The sequence below is a fragment of the Bradyrhizobium sp. SEMIA genome, from assembly GCF_014844175.1.
Taxonomy (GTDB): domain Bacteria; phylum Pseudomonadota; class Alphaproteobacteria; order Rhizobiales; family Xanthobacteraceae; genus Bradyrhizobium; species Bradyrhizobium arachidis.
In genome coordinates this window covers 2947911-2964529 of record NZ_CP046601.1, presented here as the reverse complement: position 1 = coordinate 2964529, position 16619 = coordinate 2947911, and the positions used below count along the sequence as shown (strand labels likewise).

Genomic DNA, 16619 nt, shown 5'->3' with positions numbered 1-16619 from the left:
GGCGGGATATGGATCGAAGCCATCTCAACATCGCTCGCGATGGAGCGCAAAAAATAGCGGCGAACGGCGGGCTGTCTTTTCAGGGGCTGAGGCCATCCGCTGCCCTCGAGCTTCAATCGTACGACTTCGATCATTTCGGCGAAACCGAGCGATATGCCGGCGCGTCCAGCATGCCGCTGTCTGTCGGGACAACTGCCATCATGCGCGCCAGGCTTAGCCTGCCAAACATGACTCTCTCGCTGGTGAAGACGTTCCCGCGGATCATTCGCGGTTATGACCTGGCCCATGCCGTCGCCGTGGTGGTTCCGATGGATCATGTGACCGCGACCCGGATCAACGGGCGGACGATTGGCAGCTCGATCGTGATTCTAAAGGGAGCGTCCGATTGCCTGGTCTATGAGCCCGAGGGGCGCCTGATAGGTGTTGCATATTTCAGTGCGCCCGGGCGCGAGCCTTGGGGACAATTGAGCGACGGCTATCACCTGCTGAATGCGGCACCGGGCATGCTCGCCTCTCTGCGCGGCTTGATCTCCACGACGCTTGAAACCGCAGCCTATGATCCAGACGTCCTGGACGAGCCGGCCTCGCGAGCCGTCGTCGAGCAATCGCTGCTCAGCACCGTGGATGCCGCAATCCGGACCAGCGTGACTAGTGCGGCTGCTCCATCCCTGACGAATCGCTATCGGCAGATCGTCGTGGACATGGAAGAGTCGATACGGCGCAATCTGATGATCTGGCCCAAGACCACCGAACTGGCAGAGCAGGTGGGCGTGTCGGTTCGGACCCTCCAGAGCGCGACGCTGGCCATTTGCGGCATGAGCCCGAATCGCTACAGCCGGGTGTTGCGCCTTTGGTCGGTGCGCAAGCAGCTGCGCGTCGGCCCGGCAGCGCGCAGTGTGAAGTCCTGCGCGATTGCGCATGGCTTCTGGCATCTGAGCGAGTTCGCGGCGAGTTACCGGGCAGCCTTCGGGGAACTGCCGTCCGAGACCTTGCAGCGGTCGCTGCGAGGGGAATAGGCTAACCGCCGCCCCAATCGCCCAGCACCGCTTGCACCAGCGCCAGCGCTGCCACCGCGGCGGTGTCGGCCCGCATGATCCGCGGACCCAGCGCCAGCCGCAGGATCTTGGGCTGCCGCAGCAGCAGGGCCCGCTCTTCTTCGGCAAAGCCGCCTTCGGGACCGATCAGCACGTCGACGCCGTGGCCGGCCGCCTCGCGCGCGTTTTTGCAGGTTCTGGACAGGATTTTGGACGTCTGCCGCTTCATCGCAGAAGATCAGCAGCCGATCGGCGGGGCGCTGGCTCAGGTAGCGCTCTAGCGGCACCGGCTCGGCGACACCGGCGATGCTCAGGATGCCGCATTGCTCGGCCGCCTCGACCACATTGGCGCGCATCCGCTCGGTGTTGACCCGGGAAGCCTGGGTGAACCGGGTCAGGACTGGTTGCAGCGTCGCGGCACCCATCTCGATGGCCTTCTGGACCATGTAGTCGAGCCGGGCATGCTTGAGCGGGGCGAAGACGTAGGCGAGGTCGGCCAGACGGTCCTGGGGCCGGGTCTGCTGCAGGATCACCAGCCCATCCGGCCGCTTGCGGCCCTCGATGGCGGCCTGCCACTCGCCGTCGCGGCCGTTGAAGGCCAGAACTTCGGCCCCGGCGGCCAGCCGCAGCACATTGCCGAGATAATTGCTCTGGTCGCGGTCGAGCGCGACCCTGGCGTCCTGGGCCAGGGGAGCGTCGACGAACAGGCGGGGGGCGCGGAAATCGTGGGAAGGCATGGTTCGAAGGTCCGATTTGCCGGCTTTCTTAACCGAAAGCAGCACTTTCGGGGTAAATATCGCCACTTTGGTGCGTCCCGACGCCGCGCTCTTGCCCTATTCGACGGGTTGTTAAGGGCCGGCGGGAATCGTAAATACGCGAGCACGCTGGTTGCGCTTCAATTGGGAAGACGCCGAGCCCCGTAAGCTCCTGCCGGAGAGACTGTCTTGATGATCCGTCATTTGATGGTTCCGATCACTGTCGCCATGATCAGCCTGGGCGCCGCGGGCGCCTATGCGCAAAGCGCCTTCCCGGCGCCGCTACCGAACCAGGCTGCGAGCAGCTCGGCCTTTCCGCCCGTGAACGGCTCGGCGCCGACCGCCTCTGTCGGCGCGGCACCGCAATCCTCGTTTCCCGTGAATGGCGCTGCGCCCATTGGCGGCGCCGGCGCCTTCAGCGCCGCTCCGCCGACGCAGGCCGGTTCCGGTGAGGACTGCATGAAGGCGTTCTTGCCTCTGCGCGAGGAGGCCGAAAAGCGCGGCAAGCTGATCAAGGCCGCGAGCGACCGTCACGCCCCGCCGGACGAGGCCTGCAAGCTGATCCGCAATTTCAGCCAGGCTGAAACGAACATGCTCAAATACATCGAGAAGAATTCCGCCAAATGCGGCATCCCGGCACAGGTCGGCGCGCAGATGAAGGAAGGCCACAAGAACACCGAAGCCATGACGACGAAGGTCTGCAACGTCGCGCAGCAGATGCAGCAACAGCAGGCGCGGCCGGCCGGTCCGTCGCTGAGCGAGGTGCTGGGGTCTGGTTCTGCGCCTGAAGCCAATGCCGGCAAGAAGGGCGGCAGCACCTTCGACACGCTCAACGGCAACGTCCTCACCCGATGAGCGACACATCCGCCCGTGTTGCCGATTCCACCGGCAACTGGGTCGATACGCTCGCGCCGCATTGGGCGCGACCTTACTTGCGCCTGTCCCGCTTCGATCGTCCGATCGGCTCCTGGCTCTTGTTGATGCCGTGCTGGTGGTCGGCCGCGCTCGCGAGCGGCATGGCGCACGACGTCCGCCGCCTGCCGCTCACCATTGTGCTGTTCTTCATCGGCGCCTTTGCGATGCGCGGGGCAGGCTGCGCCTGGAACGACATCACCGACCGCGACCTCGACGCCAGGGTCGAGCGCACCCCGCTCGCGGCCGCTGCCCGCGGGGCAAATCACCGTGAAGCAGGCGCTGGCCTTCCTGGTCGCGCTGGCGCTGGTCGGCCTCGTCGTGCTGCTCCAGTTCAATCGCTTTGCCGTCGTGACCGGCATCGCCTCGCTCGTCGTTGTCGCCGTCTATCCCTTCATGAAGCGCGTCACCTGGTGGCCGCAGGTCTTCCTCGGGCTCGCCTTCTCCTGGGGCGCGCTGATGGGCTTTGCCGTCACCTTCGGCCGCATCGACATCACCGCGCTGGTGCTCTATGCCGGGTCGATCGCCTGGGTGATCGGCTATGACACGATCTACGCGCATCAGGACGCCGAGGACGACGCGCTGATCGGCGTCAAATCCACCGCGCGCCTGTTCGGCGCGCACACGCACCAGGCCTTGATCCTGTTCTACGGCCTCGCGGTGGTGCTGATCGGTGTCGCGCTGGCATCAGGTGATGTGCGCTGGCCGGCATGGCTCGGGCTTACGGCCTTCGCCGCGCACCTCGCCTCGCAGATCGTGCGCCTCCGGATCGACGATCCCGAGCTGTGCAAGCGCCTGTTCTATTCGAACAAGCACGCGGGCCTGCTGCTGTTTGCGGGATTGCTGACGGACGCCGTGATGCGGGCGGCGTGACGCCGTAGGGTGGGCAAAGGCGCCCTTGCGCCGCGCCCACCATCTTTCCGAGAAAAAGATAGACGAGGTGGGCACGCGTCGCTTTGCCCACCCCACGGCACCTGTGAGTGCCGTTCAATTCCGCGCGATGATCTCGTGTTCGCCGAGATGAACCGGCAGCTCGCGCGCGACGCCGGCGCGGCGGCGCATCAAGAATTTCGGACGGCGGGTGCGGATCGCGTTGGCGCGGCGACGGCGGGCTGCGGGCTTGCGCGCGCCTTCGTCGAGCTGCGGCAGCGCGAAAAGCTCGCTCCAGATCGCCCAGGCCTCGTTGAGTTCTTCGCCGTCGGCGCTGACCTGCAGCGGAACGGAGAGCGAGGGATCGCGATGCACGAGGACGAGCGCCTGCGCCTCGTCATTGCCGCGCAGCGCAACGCCGACGAAGTCGCTGACGCGCACGTTGATCGCCATCTGCATGCCGCGGACGGCACGGCGCAGCACGACGCGTTCGCGATGAAGCTCGATCTGCCGGGTGTAACCGTCGGCGCGCGGATCGTGCGCATCGAAGCGGACCGGAAGGGAAAGAGGGTCGAGCCGCAAGGAGCGGCTCGACCCGGCGGGAGCGACCCCGCTTGTTGATGTTTGACGCCTCACGGCTTTCATTCTCCCCGCCGAGATTATGTTCCCGGTCGATGCGAGGACCTTAGCGCGTCCATTTCCGAAACCGCTTAAAAAGGCTGGTTAATCCAACCTCACCGCCGCGCATGATTGACAAGACCTTGGCGCGCATGATTGACGAGACGTTGCCTTGGACGTGCGAATCTGAGCCTTTTGCGGGCTGAAAACGCTTGAAGTCCGCACCATTTGGGCACATCTGGTGGTCACGGCGCCTGTCGCCCCGAAACCTCCCGCGCCCCAACAGGATTTCGTTTGTGAACCCTTCACCAAGCTCGACGCTTTCGCCTAAAGCCAATCGCGATCTGTTCGATCAGTCCGCGCTGTCCGATCTCGCACAGCGGCTGGTGGAGGCGGCGAGGCGCGCCGGCGCGGATGCGGCCGATGCGGTCGCGGTGCGCGGCGTCTCGCAAGGCGAGGAATCCGAGCGGTCCGAGGGCGACGATGTCGGCCTGCGCGTGCTGGTCGGCCAGCGCCAGGCGGTGGTCTCGACCAACGACGTCAGCGGCGATGCCGTGACCAAGCTCGCCGAGCGCGCGGTGGCGATGGCGAAGGTCGCGCCATCAGACAAATATGTCGCCTCGCCGATCCCGCGCTGCTCGCGCGCGACTTCCCCGATCTCGATCTGCTCGATCCCGACGTGCCCGCATCTTCAGAGCTCGAGCGCCGCGCGCTGGCTGCTGAAGCCGCCGCGCTCGCCGTGAAGGGCGTGACAAAATCCGGCGGTGCGTCGGCATCGGCCGGCATGGGCGGCATGGTGCTCGTCACCTCGACCGGCTTCCACGGCTCTTATTTGCGCTCCAGCCAGGGCATCTCGGCCACCGCCATATCAGGCGAAGGCACCGGCATGGAGCGCGACTACGACTTCACCTCGGCGCCGCATGGCGCCGATCTGCTGTCGCCGGAGGTCGTCGGCCGTTCCGCCGGCGAGCGCACGGTGGCGCGCTACAATCCGCGCAAGGTCGAGACCTGCAAGGTGCCCGTCGTGTTCGATCCGCGCGTTGCCGGCTCGCTGGTCGGCCATCTCGTCGGCGCCATCAACGGCGCCTCGATCGCGCGCAAGACCAGCTTCCTCAAGGACAAGCTCGGCCAGCAGCTGTTCGCCAAGAACATCCGCATCATCGACGATCCCTTGCGCAAGCGCGGCCTGCGCTCGCAGAGCTTCGATGCCGAAGGCGTCGCAGTGAAGCGGACTGCGCTCGTCGACGAGGGAGTGCTGACGACCTGGCTGCTCGACTGCGCCACCGCGCGCGAGCTCGGCCTCGTCACCACCGGCCACGCCCATCGCGGCGTCTCGTCCTCGCCCTCGCCGGGGCCGTACAATCTGCATCTCGAGCCCGGCACACCGACGCCGGCCGAGCTGATCTCCGACATCAAGCAGGGATTCTACGTCACCGATTTGATCGGCTCGGGGGTCAACGGCGTCACCGGCGATTACAGCCGCGGCGCCTCCGGCTTCTGGATCGAGAACGGCGAGATCACCTATCCCGTCAGCGAGGTGACGATTGCGGGCCACCTGTTCGAGATCTTCAAATCGATGCAGCCGGCCAACAATCTGGAGTTCCGCTACGGCATCAATGCGCCGACGGTGCGCATCGAGGGTTTGACGCTTGGCGGACGTTGACGCGCACTCCCTCGAAACCATCCTGACGCGCGATGCGGCGCTGCTGAAAGACACGGTGCGGGAGGCGGGCAGCCTCGCGCACTCGATGTTCCGCACCGAGCTGAGGAAGTGGATCAAGGGCGCGTCCTCGCCGGTCTCGGAAGCCGACATCGCCGTCAACGACCTGCTCGAGGCGCGCCTGCGCTCGGCGACTCCAGGCTATGGCTGGCTGTCGGAGGAGAGCGCCGACGATTCCACGCGGCTGTCGCGGCGGCTGACCTGGGTGGTCGATCCCATCGACGGTACCCGCAACTATCTCAACGGCCATGACGAATGGTGCGTCAGCGTCGCGCTGGTCGAGGATGCCGCGCCGGTGCTGGCCGCGGTGTACGCGCCGACCACCAACGAGTTCTTCTTCGCGGCCCGCGGCCAGGGCACGACGCTCAACGGCAAGGCCGTGCGGGCGGCGGGCGGATCGGCGCTCGACTTCTCCCGCGTCGCCGGCCCGAAGCCGATGGTCGAGCGGCTCAATACCGCCGGCGGCGACATCAAGCTGCATCCGCGAATCGGCTCGCTCGCGCTGCGCCTGTGTCGGGTCGCCGATGGCGTGCTGGATGCGGCTTTTGCGGGCGGCAACAGCCATGATTGGGACCTTGCGGCGGCCGATTTGATCGTGCAGGAAGCGGATGGTAGGATGAGCGACCTCTCCGGAGATCCCATCCTCTATAACCGCCGGGAAGTGGCGCACGGGGTGCTGGTGGCAGCGGGTCGCGATCGTCATGCGAGCATTGTCGCGCATCTTCGAAACCGCCCCTTAGCCTGAAGCGCTTTCGTCGTGCTTGTCGAACACTGCTTTGCCGGGCAGCCCGTTAGGAACAGAATCCATGTCAGATAGTGCCCCGCAACAATTGCTGCATCTCGTCATCGGCGGCGAGCTCGTCGATCTCGAGCACAACACCTTCAAGAACCTGGACGACGTCGAGATCGTCGGCCTCTATCCGAACTATGCGACCGCCCACGCCGCCTGGCGGGCCAAGGCGCAGAGCACGGTCGACAACGCCCAGATGCGCTATTTCATCGTCCATCTGCACCGGCTGCTCGACCCTACCCAAGAATCGAAGCCGGCGCGTTGAAGAAACTGCTTCGCAATACGCTGCGAAGCAGCTGGTTTCAGCGTGCGTCGGGGTCCTGGCGGCCGAATATCTGCGCTTTGTCTGGCGGACCAACAAGTTCACGTTCGATCCGCCCGACGTCTATGACATCGTCGAGCCGCAGATCCCGGCGATTTTCGCATTCTGGCACGGCCAGCATTTCCTCACCCCGTTCATCAAGAACAAGGACTCCTACAAGGCCAGGGTCCTGATCTCGCGGCACCGCGACGGCGAGTACAATGCGATCGCCGCCGAGCGGCTCGGCATCGGCACGATCCGCGGTTCCGGCGACCATGGCGGCGCCTTCCACCGCAAGGGCGGTGTCGGCGCCTTCAAGGAAATGGTGCGGACGCTCGAGGACGGTTGTAATGTCGCGCTGACCGCCGATGTCCCCAAGCGCGCGCGCGTGGCCGGGCTCGGCATCATCATGCTGGCACGGGAATCGGGGCGGCCGATCATGCCTTTCGCGATGGCGACCAGCCGATTCATCCGGCTCAAGAACTGGGACCGTACCACCATCAATTTGCCATTCGGGCGGGGCGCATTGGTCGGCATCAAGGAAATCCACGTTCCGCCGGACGCCGACGCGGCCATGATGGAAACCCTGCGGCTCGAGCTGGAAGAGACGCTGAACGAGGCGACCCGCCGCGCCTATGCGCAGCTCGGCCGTCCGGGACCCGCAGATGGCTAGTTCGCTTCCGATGACGCTGCGGATGTATCATCGCCTGGCGAGCGGCCTGGTGCCGCTGGCGCCTGCGCTGATCAAGCGGCGGCTGAAGCAGGGCAAGGAGGATCCCGCGCGCGTCGGCGAGCGGCGGGGCCTTAGCCAAGACGTCCGTCCGCACGGTCCGCTGGTCTGGATCCACGGCGCCAGCGTCGGCGAGGTCCTGGCCGCGGCCGCGCTGATCGAGCGCCTGCGCGACCTCAACCTGCGCATCCTGCTCACCTCGGGCACCGTGACCTCTGCGGCCGTCGTCGCCAAGCGCTTTCCGCCCGACGTCATCCATCAATACGTGCCCTATGATTCGCCGCGCTACGTCGCGCGCTTCCTCGACCATTGGAAGCCGTCGCTGGCGCTGTTCATCGAATCCGACCTGTGGCCCAACCTGATCCTGGCGGGCGCAGCGCGCCGGGTGCCGATGGTGCTGATCAACGGGCGGATGTCGCCGCGCTCCTTCCCGCGCTGGCGGCGGATGTACGGCACCATCTCGGCGCTGCTGTCGCGGTTCGACATCTGCCTAGCGCAATCGAAGGTCGATGCCGAGCGCTTCTCCGCGCTCGGCGGCCGCGACGTCGTCACCACGGGCAATCTCAAGCTCGACGTTCCCGCGCCGCCGGCCGATCCCGCGAGGCTGGAGCGGCTGATGGCGATGACGCGCGGGCGTCCGATCATCGTCGCGGCCTCGACCCATCCGGGCGAGGACGAGATGCTGGTCGCGGCCCATCGCAGCCTCGCCGGTTTCTTTCCGCAACTCCTCACCGTGATCGTCCCGCGCCATCCGGATCGCGGCTCCTCGATCGCAGGGCTGATCACGGCATCCGGCCTGAAGCCCGGCTTGCGTTCGCGCGAGGAGCTGCCGACCGCCGCGACCGACGTCTATGTCGCCGACACCATGGGCGAGCTCGGCCTGTTCTATCGCCTCTCGCCGATCGTCTTCATGGGCGGATCGCTGATCCGCCATGGCGGGCAGAATCCGATCGAGGCGATCAAGCTCGGGGCCGCGATCGTCCATGGCCCGCACGTCTTCAACTTCGCCGACGTCTACGAGGCGCTCGATGCGAGCGGTGGCGCGCGTCAGGCCGACACGCAGGAAGTGCTGGTCAAGCAGCTCGGCCAGCTCCTGGCCGATCCCACCATGCGCGACAAGATGCAGCGCGCCGGCAGCGGCGTGGTGGATCAGCTCGGCGGCGCGCTCGACCGCACCATGGGCGCACTCGAGCCGTATCTGCTGCAGCTGCGGATCGAGATGGGAGCGGCCAATGCGTGAGCCGGCCTTCTGGTACCGGCCACGTTCCCCGAAGTCGCATCTTTTGAGTCCGTTGGGCGCGCTCTACGGCGCCATCACCGCGCGCCGCATGGCGCGCAAGGGCTTTGACGCCGGCATTCCCGTGATCTGCGTCGGCAATTACCATGTCGGCGGTGCCGGCAAGACGCCGACCGTGCTGGCGCTGACCAAGCTGCTGCGCGAGCTCGGCGAGACGCCGGTGGTGCTCAGCCGCGGTTATGGCGGACGGCTTCAGGGCCCGGTGATGGTCGATCGCGCGCGTCACACTGCCGCCGACATCGGCGACGAGCCGCTGATGATGGTGCGCGACGTGCCCGTCGCGGTCGCGCGCAACCGCGTCGACGGCGTCGCGCTGGCGAAGTCGCAAGGCGCCACCGTGATCCTGATGGATGACGGCTTCCAGAACCCGCATCTGATGAAGGATGCATCGCTGATCGTGATCGACAGCGAGCGCGGCCTCGGCAACGGCAAGGTGTTTCCGGCCGGCCCCCTGCGCGCGCCGCTGAAGACGCAGCTCGCGCGCACCGACGCGCTGGTGCTGATCGGCGACGGCCATGCCGCGGACGATGTCGCGGCCGAGCTCGAAAGGCGCGGCAAGCCCAGGCTGCGCGCACGCTTGACGCCGGATACGGCTTCCGTCGGGCAGCTCGCCGGCAAGTCCGTTTTCGCGTTCGCCGGCATCGGCGATCCCGAGCGCTTCTTCCGCAGCTTGCGCGCCTGCGGCATCGATGTTGCCCGCACGCGCCCCTTTGCCGATCACCACAGGTTTTCGCACGACGAGCTCGCCCTGCTTGCGGCGGACGCCCGACGCGAGCAGCTCACGCTGGTGACGACGGAAAAGGACCTCGCGCGCCTGCGCGGCCGCGGCGATGTGCCAGGCGGCATCGTGCCGTTCGCCGTGCAGCTCTCCTTCGACGATCCGGCAACGCTGCGGCAGCTGATCAGCAATCACCTCTACAAGGCGCGCGAGCGGCTGTTTTCCAGGCGATGATTTTGTAGATCGCGTAGGGTGGGCAAAGCGCAGCGTGCCCACCATCAGGAACATCTGGGTTGAAAGTGAGAGTCGTGGGCACGCTTCGCTTTGCCCACCCTACGGCGTCACGGCTGCAATCTCGGTTCAGCACTTGGTCGTGCTCACCACGCACCAACGGCAATCATTCCGATAATGGTCAGGCACGAGGCGCAGGCCACCATGAAGGTATAGCATTCGGGTGTATTCATCGCTTCCTCCCAAACTGCAGCCAATTGCTTGGCCATTGCTACGCGGGAGAGATCACCGGTCTTCGAGCCGCTTCAATGCGGCGCGTTGCGGCCGGTCTTGTGGTGCGCCTTCGTCTCATTCTCGTCACCCTGATCCGCCGGATGACGATCGGCATCGAGAGCCTCGAAGCGTTCTGTTGCGATCAGAAGCTGTTTGCGCATTTCAGCGAGACGGGCGCGGCAATATTCACGATACAGCAGGTCCAATATGGTGGGCATGAACACCCCCATCGGTTGGTATTCGATTGACTGATATGCCGCCGCGAATTTTCGAGGTGATCCTAGCCCGTCAGATGGCTCTTCGATATGAGCCCGTTCACAGACTGCGCCAATTCCAATGCTCAACGGCTTTTGGTTGACTTGATTGTCTGCGCGATAAAAGCAACAGGGCCAATTACCTAACATGCATGTTAGCAGCCCTGTGTTTCACCAAGATTTCGTCAAACAACTTAAGCGCGCCGAATTGCAACAAAGAATCCAACTACAGCGCGAAATGACTCACCATTGAGTGCACGCGCTATTCGATGCAACGCAGATCGGCATGATGAGATCATTTGTCTGTGAGACCGGCGGTGCGAGCGCGCGCGAACACCGTCGGGACGCCGGCACATTCGTCGCCATGCCCTGGAGATCGGCTGCATCGCCAGCGGCTGGAGCATGATCCGGAAAAGTGCGCAGCGGTTTTCCGAAAAGATCATGCTCAAACAATAACCTGAAGCGCGATGACGATTCATCCTGATCTCATCGCGCTTTTAGGGCGGCTGCGCTCTTGCCATCGTGTCGCAGCCTGCCATTCAGGCGACATTCATCGCAAGGCGCCTATCGATGTCAGACGATCGGGAGAATTCGATGAGATTGCCGTCCGCAGCCTTCGCCGCGAGCCTTGTGTGTCTGATCATTGCGCCGGTGCTGGCGCAAACGCCGGCGCCTGCACCAAGTCCGACCGCCACCGTGCCGGTTCCCGCGACCAAGCGCGTGACCTGTCTTGCGACGACGCAAAACTTTAAGGGGCAGGAGAAGCGAGACCAGATGCAGCTCTGCATGGCGCAGGCGCGGCTCGATTGCCTGAAGCAGGCGATCGATCAGAAGGTCGTCGGCGAAGCGCGCAAGAGTGCGATCAAGACTTGCGTGGGCACGGATGGTCCCGAGCCACAATAGCGGAGCGATGCTGCGATCTCGATATCGTAGGGTGGGCAAAGCGAAGCGTGCCCACGTTGTTCGTTGCTGCCGTGGAGAGATGGTGGGCACGGCGCTTTGCGCCTTAGCCCACCCTACGAGATCTACGAAATCACGCTCACGGCTGCTTCAGCGCGCCCGGAAAGTGCGCTGCAGCACGGCAGCGGGCGTGGCGTAGGCTTCCTGCAAATCGACGCTCCAGTATTTCAGCTCGTCGAGCGGGATGCGCGTGTCGGTGATGGCACAGCGCACGAAGGTCCCCGGCGAGATCACGCGGAAATCGCCGTCGAGATACTGCACCTGCGCTTCGCCATGGCCCGAGGGGCCGAACTTGTTCAGCACGGTCGAAAGTCTCCGTGGAGGGGGCCGCTTCCTGGGAGAACCCGGGAGGGCACGATGTGTTGGACGGGATGTAGCATAGATAGGGTGGCTTGTCCGCCCGTTAAACCCACCGGTTTGTGATGTTTTGCCGCCGTTTTCGCGTGATAGTGCTGGGCCGAAGGATTTTGACGCAGACACCGATGCGCCTTCGACTGACCGCCCTGTTCCTGATGCTGCTGATGCCGGCCGCGCATGCGTCGCCGGCGCCGCAGCAGGTCGACATTCCGCTGTCGTCGGGCGTGCTGCATGCGCAGCTCTACAAGCCCGAAGGCGACGGGCCGTTTCCGACCGTGATCGCGCTGCATGGCTGCGGCGGCCTCGGCAACCATTCAGAACCAGTGCTGCCGCGCTATCGTGACTGGGCCGAGCGCCTGCTCAAGGCGGGCAATGCCGTGCTGCTGCCCGACAGCTACGGCTCGCGCGAGCTCGGGCCGCAATGCCGCGTCAAGGAGATGCACGTCAAGGCGCGGCCGCGAGCGCGCGGATTTCCGCGCCGCCATCGCGTTCTATCCCGATTGCCGGATTTCCGCCGGTCTGGGGTGGAGCACGCGGGTGCCGACCCTGGTGCTGATCGGCGGCAATGACGATGTCTCCTCGCCGCCGGCCTGCCGCCAGATGGTGGACGGCGCACACGGCCGCAGCGCGCTCGCACGCATCGTGGTCTATCCCGGCGCCTATCACGACTTCGACCGCGCCAACACGCCGCTGCACGCGGCCGCTGCTAGCGGCGACGCCGCCGCCCCAGAGCACGGCCATCTCGGTACGGATTCCGAGGCGCGCGCGGAGTCGCAGAAGGAAGTCGCGGAGTGGCTGGCGCGGTAAGCGGGGCCGCCCGAGGAACAATGAGAGGCGGACAGCCCCGCATCGACCACCGCCCTGCACGGAGCCTGATGGCCGACCGGGAATCTACGGATCGCGCGCCTTGCGAGTTTCAACAGGTGATCGCGCCATCTTTCGACCACGATGTCGATTAAACGCAATCCTCATGCGCAACCGCATCACTCTCTTCGCTTCCGCCCTGATCGTCTTCACCGTCGCGGTCTTCCTGTTCGAAGCCCATGCCGGCGCACCGATGCGCGCGCCGGACCATTGCGGCTTCTGGACCACGATCGACGCGGGATTGTCCTGCCGGTAGGGCGGGCCCTATCAATTTCCGTCACCCTGAGGTGCTCGCCTCTTCGGCGAGCCTCGAAGGGCGACGGCCCGGCTGCATCTCGGCCGTTCATCCTTCGAGGCTCTCTGCACGATGCTGCGCCTCGCGCAGCTCGCACCTCAGGATGACGGGTCTGATATGACGAGCTGCGTAGGCCACATGCATCTCCACACATTCGCTGTCATCGCCCGGCTTGACCGGGCGATCCAGTATTCCGAGGCGTCTGTGATTCACCGAGAAGCCGCGGCGTACTGGATTCCCCGCCGGAGCCTGTCATCGGGCTCGCCGAAGGCGAGACCCGGCGGCGGGGAATGACAGCGAGGGCGCAGCGCCACCCTCGCGCCTCAGAACAAGCTGCCCTGATCCACCGGCTTGCGCTTCGGCGCGGGCTTTGTGTCCTGCGTGGCCGGCTTTGCTTGCGCCGGCGCGCGCTTTGCCGTTGGCACGGTGCGATCCGCATCCGCGGTCGCGCCGACGCGGCCATCGGCGAACTCGATCTCGACACGTGCGCCGGGACCGATCGAGTCCGCCGCATGCACGGGATGTCCCCCCTCATCGCGCACCAGCGCAAAGCCGCGCGCGAGCACGCTGCGATAGGACAGCGCCGAGAGCAGCTTGCCGCTGTTCTCGACGCGGGTATCGAGCCGGTGCAGCAGCGTTGCCAGCGCGCGCTGTGCGCGCTCGGCCAGCCGATGCGTGCGCTCGCGCTGGCGGGCAATCGCGTTGCGCTGCGCCTGTGCATTCGACAGCTTTGAGGCGCGCAGACGCACCTCCAGCCCAGCAAAGCGGTCGCGCCGCTGCCGCAGCAGCGAGCGTGCGGACAGCCCCAGCCGCTCGCCGCAGACGGTGAGGCGATGATCGGCCTGCGAGATCTGGCCGTGCAGGACGCGCAGCGTCAGTTTTGAACTGGCCGCGGTGAACCTGCGGAAATGCGCATGCGTGTTGGCCTTGAGGCAGCGGGGCAGGGACGCGCCCGCCGAATCCAGCCGCTGCCGCGGGATCGCCAGCAGATCACCTGCCGCCGGCAGCGCGCGCGCGGCGGCACGCAATTCGCTACGACGGCTCTCCTGGGCGCGCTGCCAATAGGCGCGGGTGCGGCGACCGAGATCGGCGACCTCGACGAACAATTCGCTACGCACGGGGACAGCCATCTCCGCCGCCGCCGTCGGCGTCGGCGCGCGCTTGTCGGCGACGAAGTCGATCAGCGTGATGTCGGTCTCGTGGCCGACCGCGGAGATCAGCGGGATCATGCTCTCGGCTGCCGCGCGTACCACGATCTCCTCGTTGAACGACCAGAGATCCTCCAGCGAGCCGCCGCCGCGCGCCACGATCAGCACGTCGGGCCGCGGGATCTTGCCGCCCTCCGGCAGCGCGTTGAAGCCGCGGATCGCGGCCGCGACCTGCTCGGCCGAGCCTTCGCCCTGGACCTTGACCGGCCACACCAGCACGCGGCGGGGGAAGCGGTCCTCGAGCCGATGCAGGATGTCGCGGATCACGGCGCCGGTCGGCGAGGTCACGACGCCGATCACCTCCGGCAGCCATGGCAGGAGCTGCTTGCGCGCCTCGTCGAACAGGCCTTCGGCGGCGAGCTTCTTCTTGCGCTCCTCCATCAGCGCCATCAGCGCGCCGATGCCGGCCGGCTCCAGGGCCTCGATGACGATCTGGTATTTCGAGGAGCCCGGATAGGTCGTGAGCTTGCCTGTCGCGATGACCTCGAGCCCCTCCTGGGGCTTGAAACGCATGCGCCCGTGCACGCCCTTCCAGATCACCGCCTCGATCTTGGCGCTCTCGTCCTTGAGCGCGAAATAGCAGTGCCCGGAGGAGTGGGCGCCGCGAAAGCCGGAGATCTCGCCGCGGACCCGGACATGGCCGTAGGTGTCCTCCACCGTCCGCTTCAGGGACTGTGAGAGCTCGGAGACGGTGAATTCAGGCGCGTTGTGAAGTTGTTCCGCAGGCGGCATCGGCAATCGATTCGGCATTTTGGGGTCGGACTCGACGTTAAGGATTTTCGCCGCGCAGTGCCAATCCGGGGATTGATCGAAAGAGTACTCTGTATTATAGAGTTCTCTATTGACGATGAGTTTTACGGAGTCCGGCCATGGCGATGCAATTGCTGCGAGGTGCTCTGAGCCTGCTGAAATGGGGCCTGTGCGCGATCGGTGCCGTGGCGCTGATCTTCACCGCCCTGATCGCGACCCCGCTGGAGCGGCCGCCGGAGCTGCACTCGGTGTCCGACTCCCGCAAGGGCGTCGACATGACGACCCTGCCGGCGCTGGAGCGCTTCCAGGCCCGTGACGGCACCTGGCTGGGTTATCGCCATTACGCGGCGGGCGGTTCGGCCACCGCGCGCGGTGCGATCTTCATACATGGCTCGTCCGGCTCTTCCGGCACGGTCAATCACGCCTTGACGGCGGCGCTCGCCACGCACGGCGTGGAGACCTGGGCGCTGGACACGCGCGGTCACGGTGCCTCGGGCACGCGCGGCGATATCGGCTACGTCGGCCAGCTCGAGGACGATCTCGTCGATTTTGTCGCCCATGTCCGCAAGAGCGCGCCTGATCTGCCGCTGACCCTGATCGGCCATTCCGCCGGCGGCGGCTTCTCGCTGCGCATCGCCGCCACTCCGATCGTGCAGGACCTGTTTGTCCGCACCGTGCTGGTCGCGCCCTATCTCGGCTATGACGCGCCGACCAACATGCCGCATTCCGGCGGCTGGGCCAGCGCCGACATCCCGCGCTTCCTCGGCCTCGCCGCGCTGCGCAAGCTCGGCATCGACTGCTGCGCGCAGCTCCCGGTGCTCGCCTTCGCGGTGCCTGCGAATTCGGAGCGCTTCCTCACGCCGACCTATTCCGACCGCCTGATGCGCAACTTTGCGACGCGCGGCTATCGCCTCGATCTGCCGGCCGTGACGCATCCCATGACGATCTTCGGCGGCGCTGAAGACGAGATGATGATCTCCGGCAAATATGCCGAGACCGTGCAGGCCATCAGGCCATCCGTCGACGTCAAGCTGATCGAGGGTGTCAACCACATGGGCATGGTCACCAATCCGAAGGCGGTCAACGCGATCGCCGAGGACGTGGCGACGCGGGGAGCGAACCAGTCATGATCAACAGCAAGGAGGCCACTGCCGCGCTGGCCGAGATCGACGACATCGTCCAGCGCGTGCGGCAGTCGCGCATCTACGATCTCGCCAGCGAGATGATGATCATGTGGGGCGTGCTGGTGTTCGTCGCCAACATGGCGACCTGGCTGTGGCCGCACGGCGCTTATTACTATTGGTTCGCCGTCTACGTCTTCGGCATCGCCGGCTCGTTCGCGATCAGCACGATGAACCAGACTGCGACCGGGGTTCGCAGCTTCGACATGCGGATGCTGCTCGCCTTTGTGATGTTCATCGCCTTCGGCTTCCTCTGCGCGCACGTGCTCGGCCATTTCACGCCGCGTCAACAAGGCACGTTCTGGACCATCTATTTCATGCTGTTCTATGCGCTGGCAGGGCTGTGGTTCGGCACAGCCTTCGTCGTGATCGCGCTCGCGATCACCGCGCTGACGCTGATCGGTTATTTCTTCGCCACCGGCGATGCCTTCCTGCCCTGGATGGCCGTCGTCAACGGCGCCGGCCTGATCGTCGGCGGCCTCTGGATGCGGCGGAGCTAGC

The 16619-nt window shown here is 65.7% G+C and carries 13 protein-coding genes and 6 pseudogenes; 14 read left to right on the top strand and 5 right to left on the bottom strand.

What is annotated here, in order from left to right:
• The first annotated feature begins 8 nt into the window (after positions 1-8).
• The gene (locus tag FOM02_RS14510; protein ID WP_027563095.1) at positions 9-1016 is read left to right on the top strand and encodes a helix-turn-helix domain-containing protein; all 1008 of its coding nucleotides are present in this window, start codon (positions 9-11) and stop codon (positions 1014-1016) included.
• 1 nt (position 1017) lies between these two features.
• On the opposite strand, the pseudogene FOM02_RS14505 reads toward FOM02_RS14510, so the two are convergent.
• Positions 1018-1771 (bottom strand): annotated as a pseudogene (locus tag FOM02_RS14505) (16S rRNA (uracil(1498)-N(3))-methyltransferase).
• 210 nt (positions 1772-1981) lie between these two features.
• Here FOM02_RS14505 and FOM02_RS14500 point away from each other — a divergent pair.
• Positions 1982-2644, top strand: a complete 663-nt coding sequence (locus FOM02_RS14500; RefSeq protein ID WP_027563093.1) for a hypothetical protein — start codon at positions 1982-1984, stop codon at positions 2642-2644.
• Positions 2641-3574, top strand: a pseudogene (gene ubiA / locus FOM02_RS14495) (4-hydroxybenzoate octaprenyltransferase). The gene FOM02_RS14500 and the pseudogene ubiA overlap by 4 nt, the downstream one beginning before the upstream one ends.
• A gap of 114 nt (positions 3575-3688) precedes the next feature.
• Here the strand turns inward: ubiA and FOM02_RS14490 are convergent.
• On the bottom strand, positions 3689-4207 hold the full coding sequence (locus FOM02_RS14490; protein ID WP_027563091.1) for a DUF6101 family protein: 519 nt from the start codon (positions 4205-4207) through the stop codon (positions 3689-3691).
• 278 nt (positions 4208-4485) lie between these two features.
• On the opposite strand from FOM02_RS14490, the pseudogene FOM02_RS14485 reads away from it, so the two are divergent.
• The 6 genes and pseudogenes from FOM02_RS14485 to lpxK all read left to right on the top strand — a co-directional run bounded on the left by FOM02_RS14485 (position 4486) and on the right by lpxK (position 9979).
• Positions 4486-5852, top strand: a pseudogene (locus tag FOM02_RS14485) (TldD/PmbA family protein).
• On the top strand, positions 5839-6654 hold the full coding sequence (locus tag FOM02_RS14480) for a 3'(2'),5'-bisphosphate nucleotidase CysQ (protein ID WP_027563089.1): 816 nt from the start codon (positions 5839-5841) through the stop codon (positions 6652-6654). Before FOM02_RS14485 ends, FOM02_RS14480 begins: the two are co-directional and overlap by 14 nt.
• 61 nt (positions 6655-6715) lie before the next feature.
• The gene (locus tag FOM02_RS14475; protein WP_027563088.1) at positions 6716-6964 is read left to right on the top strand and encodes a DUF4170 domain-containing protein; all 249 of its coding nucleotides are present in this window, start codon (positions 6716-6718) and stop codon (positions 6962-6964) included.
• Positions 6961-7673 (top strand): annotated as a pseudogene (locus FOM02_RS14470) (lysophospholipid acyltransferase family protein). Before FOM02_RS14475 ends, FOM02_RS14470 begins: the two are co-directional and overlap by 4 nt.
• Positions 7636-8970, top strand: a complete 1335-nt coding sequence (locus tag FOM02_RS14465) for a 3-deoxy-D-manno-octulosonic acid transferase (protein WP_092215338.1) — start codon at positions 7636-7638, stop codon at positions 8968-8970. Before FOM02_RS14470 ends, FOM02_RS14465 begins: the two are co-directional and overlap by 38 nt.
• Positions 8963-9979, top strand: a complete 1017-nt coding sequence (gene lpxK, locus FOM02_RS14460; protein ID WP_027563085.1) for a tetraacyldisaccharide 4'-kinase — start codon at positions 8963-8965, stop codon at positions 9977-9979. Before FOM02_RS14465 ends, lpxK begins: the two co-directional genes overlap by 8 nt.
• 302 nt (positions 9980-10281) lie before the next feature.
• Here lpxK and FOM02_RS14455 read toward each other — a convergent pair whose 3' ends face one another.
• Positions 10282-10479: a hypothetical protein gene (locus FOM02_RS14455; RefSeq protein ID WP_027563084.1), complete on the bottom strand. Its 198-nt coding sequence runs from the start codon at positions 10477-10479 to the stop codon at positions 10282-10284.
• Positions 10480-11097: 618 nt separating this feature from the next.
• Here FOM02_RS14455 and FOM02_RS14450 point away from each other — a divergent pair.
• Positions 11098-11406: a hypothetical protein gene (locus tag FOM02_RS14450; protein ID WP_027563083.1), complete on the top strand. Its 309-nt coding sequence runs from the start codon at positions 11098-11100 to the stop codon at positions 11404-11406.
• A gap of 136 nt (positions 11407-11542) precedes the next feature.
• Here FOM02_RS14450 and FOM02_RS14445 read toward each other — a convergent pair.
• Positions 11543-11766 (bottom strand): annotated as a pseudogene (locus FOM02_RS14445) (DUF2093 domain-containing protein).
• A gap of 179 nt (positions 11767-11945) precedes the next feature.
• Between FOM02_RS14445 and FOM02_RS14440 the strand changes: the two are divergent.
• Positions 11946-12627: pseudogene (locus tag FOM02_RS14440) on the top strand (dienelactone hydrolase family protein).
• A gap of 163 nt (positions 12628-12790) precedes the next feature.
• On the top strand, positions 12791-12940 hold the full coding sequence (locus tag FOM02_RS14435) for a hypothetical protein (protein WP_167336549.1): 150 nt from the start codon (positions 12791-12793) through the stop codon (positions 12938-12940).
• 362 nt (positions 12941-13302) lie between these two features.
• Here the strand turns inward: FOM02_RS14435 and xseA are convergent, their stop codons facing one another.
• Entirely contained in the window at positions 13303-14919 is a 1617-nt protein-coding gene (gene xseA / locus FOM02_RS14430; RefSeq protein WP_027563079.1) for an exodeoxyribonuclease VII large subunit, read from the bottom strand.
• A gap of 137 nt (positions 14920-15056) precedes the next feature.
• On the opposite strand from xseA, the gene FOM02_RS14425 reads away from it, so the two are divergent.
• Both FOM02_RS14425 and FOM02_RS14420 read left to right on the top strand, forming a co-directional pair.
• Positions 15057-16067, top strand: a complete 1011-nt coding sequence (locus tag FOM02_RS14425; protein WP_027563078.1) for an alpha/beta hydrolase — start codon at positions 15057-15059, stop codon at positions 16065-16067.
• Positions 16064-16618, top strand: coding sequence for a hypothetical protein (locus tag FOM02_RS14420; RefSeq protein WP_027563077.1), 555 nt, complete (start codon positions 16064-16066; stop codon positions 16616-16618). The genes FOM02_RS14425 and FOM02_RS14420 overlap by 4 nt, the downstream gene beginning before the upstream one ends.
• Position 16619 lies beyond the last annotated feature (1 nt).

Bases quoted from the DNA above. Each gene is read 5' to 3' on its own strand.
- FOM02_RS14510 (WP_027563095.1), top strand. From the start codon at position 9: ATGGATCGAAGCCATCTCAACATCGCTCGCGATGGAGCGCAAAAAATA.
- FOM02_RS14500 (WP_027563093.1), top strand. From the start codon at position 1,982: ATGATCCGTCATTTGATGGTTCCGATCACTGTCGCCATGATCAGCCTG.
- FOM02_RS14475 (WP_027563088.1), top strand. From the start codon at position 6,716: ATGTCAGATAGTGCCCCGCAACAATTGCTGCATCTCGTCATCGGCGGC.
- FOM02_RS14465 (WP_092215338.1), top strand. From the start codon at position 7,636: ATGCGCAGCTCGGCCGTCCGGGACCCGCAGATGGCTAGTTCGCTTCCG.
- lpxK (WP_027563085.1), top strand. From the start codon at position 8,963: ATGCGTGAGCCGGCCTTCTGGTACCGGCCACGTTCCCCGAAGTCGCAT.
- FOM02_RS14455 (WP_027563084.1), bottom strand. From the start codon at position 10,479: ATGGGGGTGTTCATGCCCACCATATTGGACCTGCTGTATCGTGAATAT.
- FOM02_RS14450 (WP_027563083.1), top strand. From the start codon at position 11,098: ATGAGATTGCCGTCCGCAGCCTTCGCCGCGAGCCTTGTGTGTCTGATC.
- FOM02_RS14435 (WP_167336549.1), top strand. From the start codon at position 12,791: ATGCGCAACCGCATCACTCTCTTCGCTTCCGCCCTGATCGTCTTCACC.
- xseA (WP_027563079.1), bottom strand. From the start codon at position 14,919: ATGCCGCCTGCGGAACAACTTCACAACGCGCCTGAATTCACCGTCTCC.
- FOM02_RS14425 (WP_027563078.1), top strand. From the start codon at position 15,057: ATGGCGATGCAATTGCTGCGAGGTGCTCTGAGCCTGCTGAAATGGGGC.
- FOM02_RS14420 (WP_027563077.1), top strand. From the start codon at position 16,064: ATGATCAACAGCAAGGAGGCCACTGCCGCGCTGGCCGAGATCGACGAC.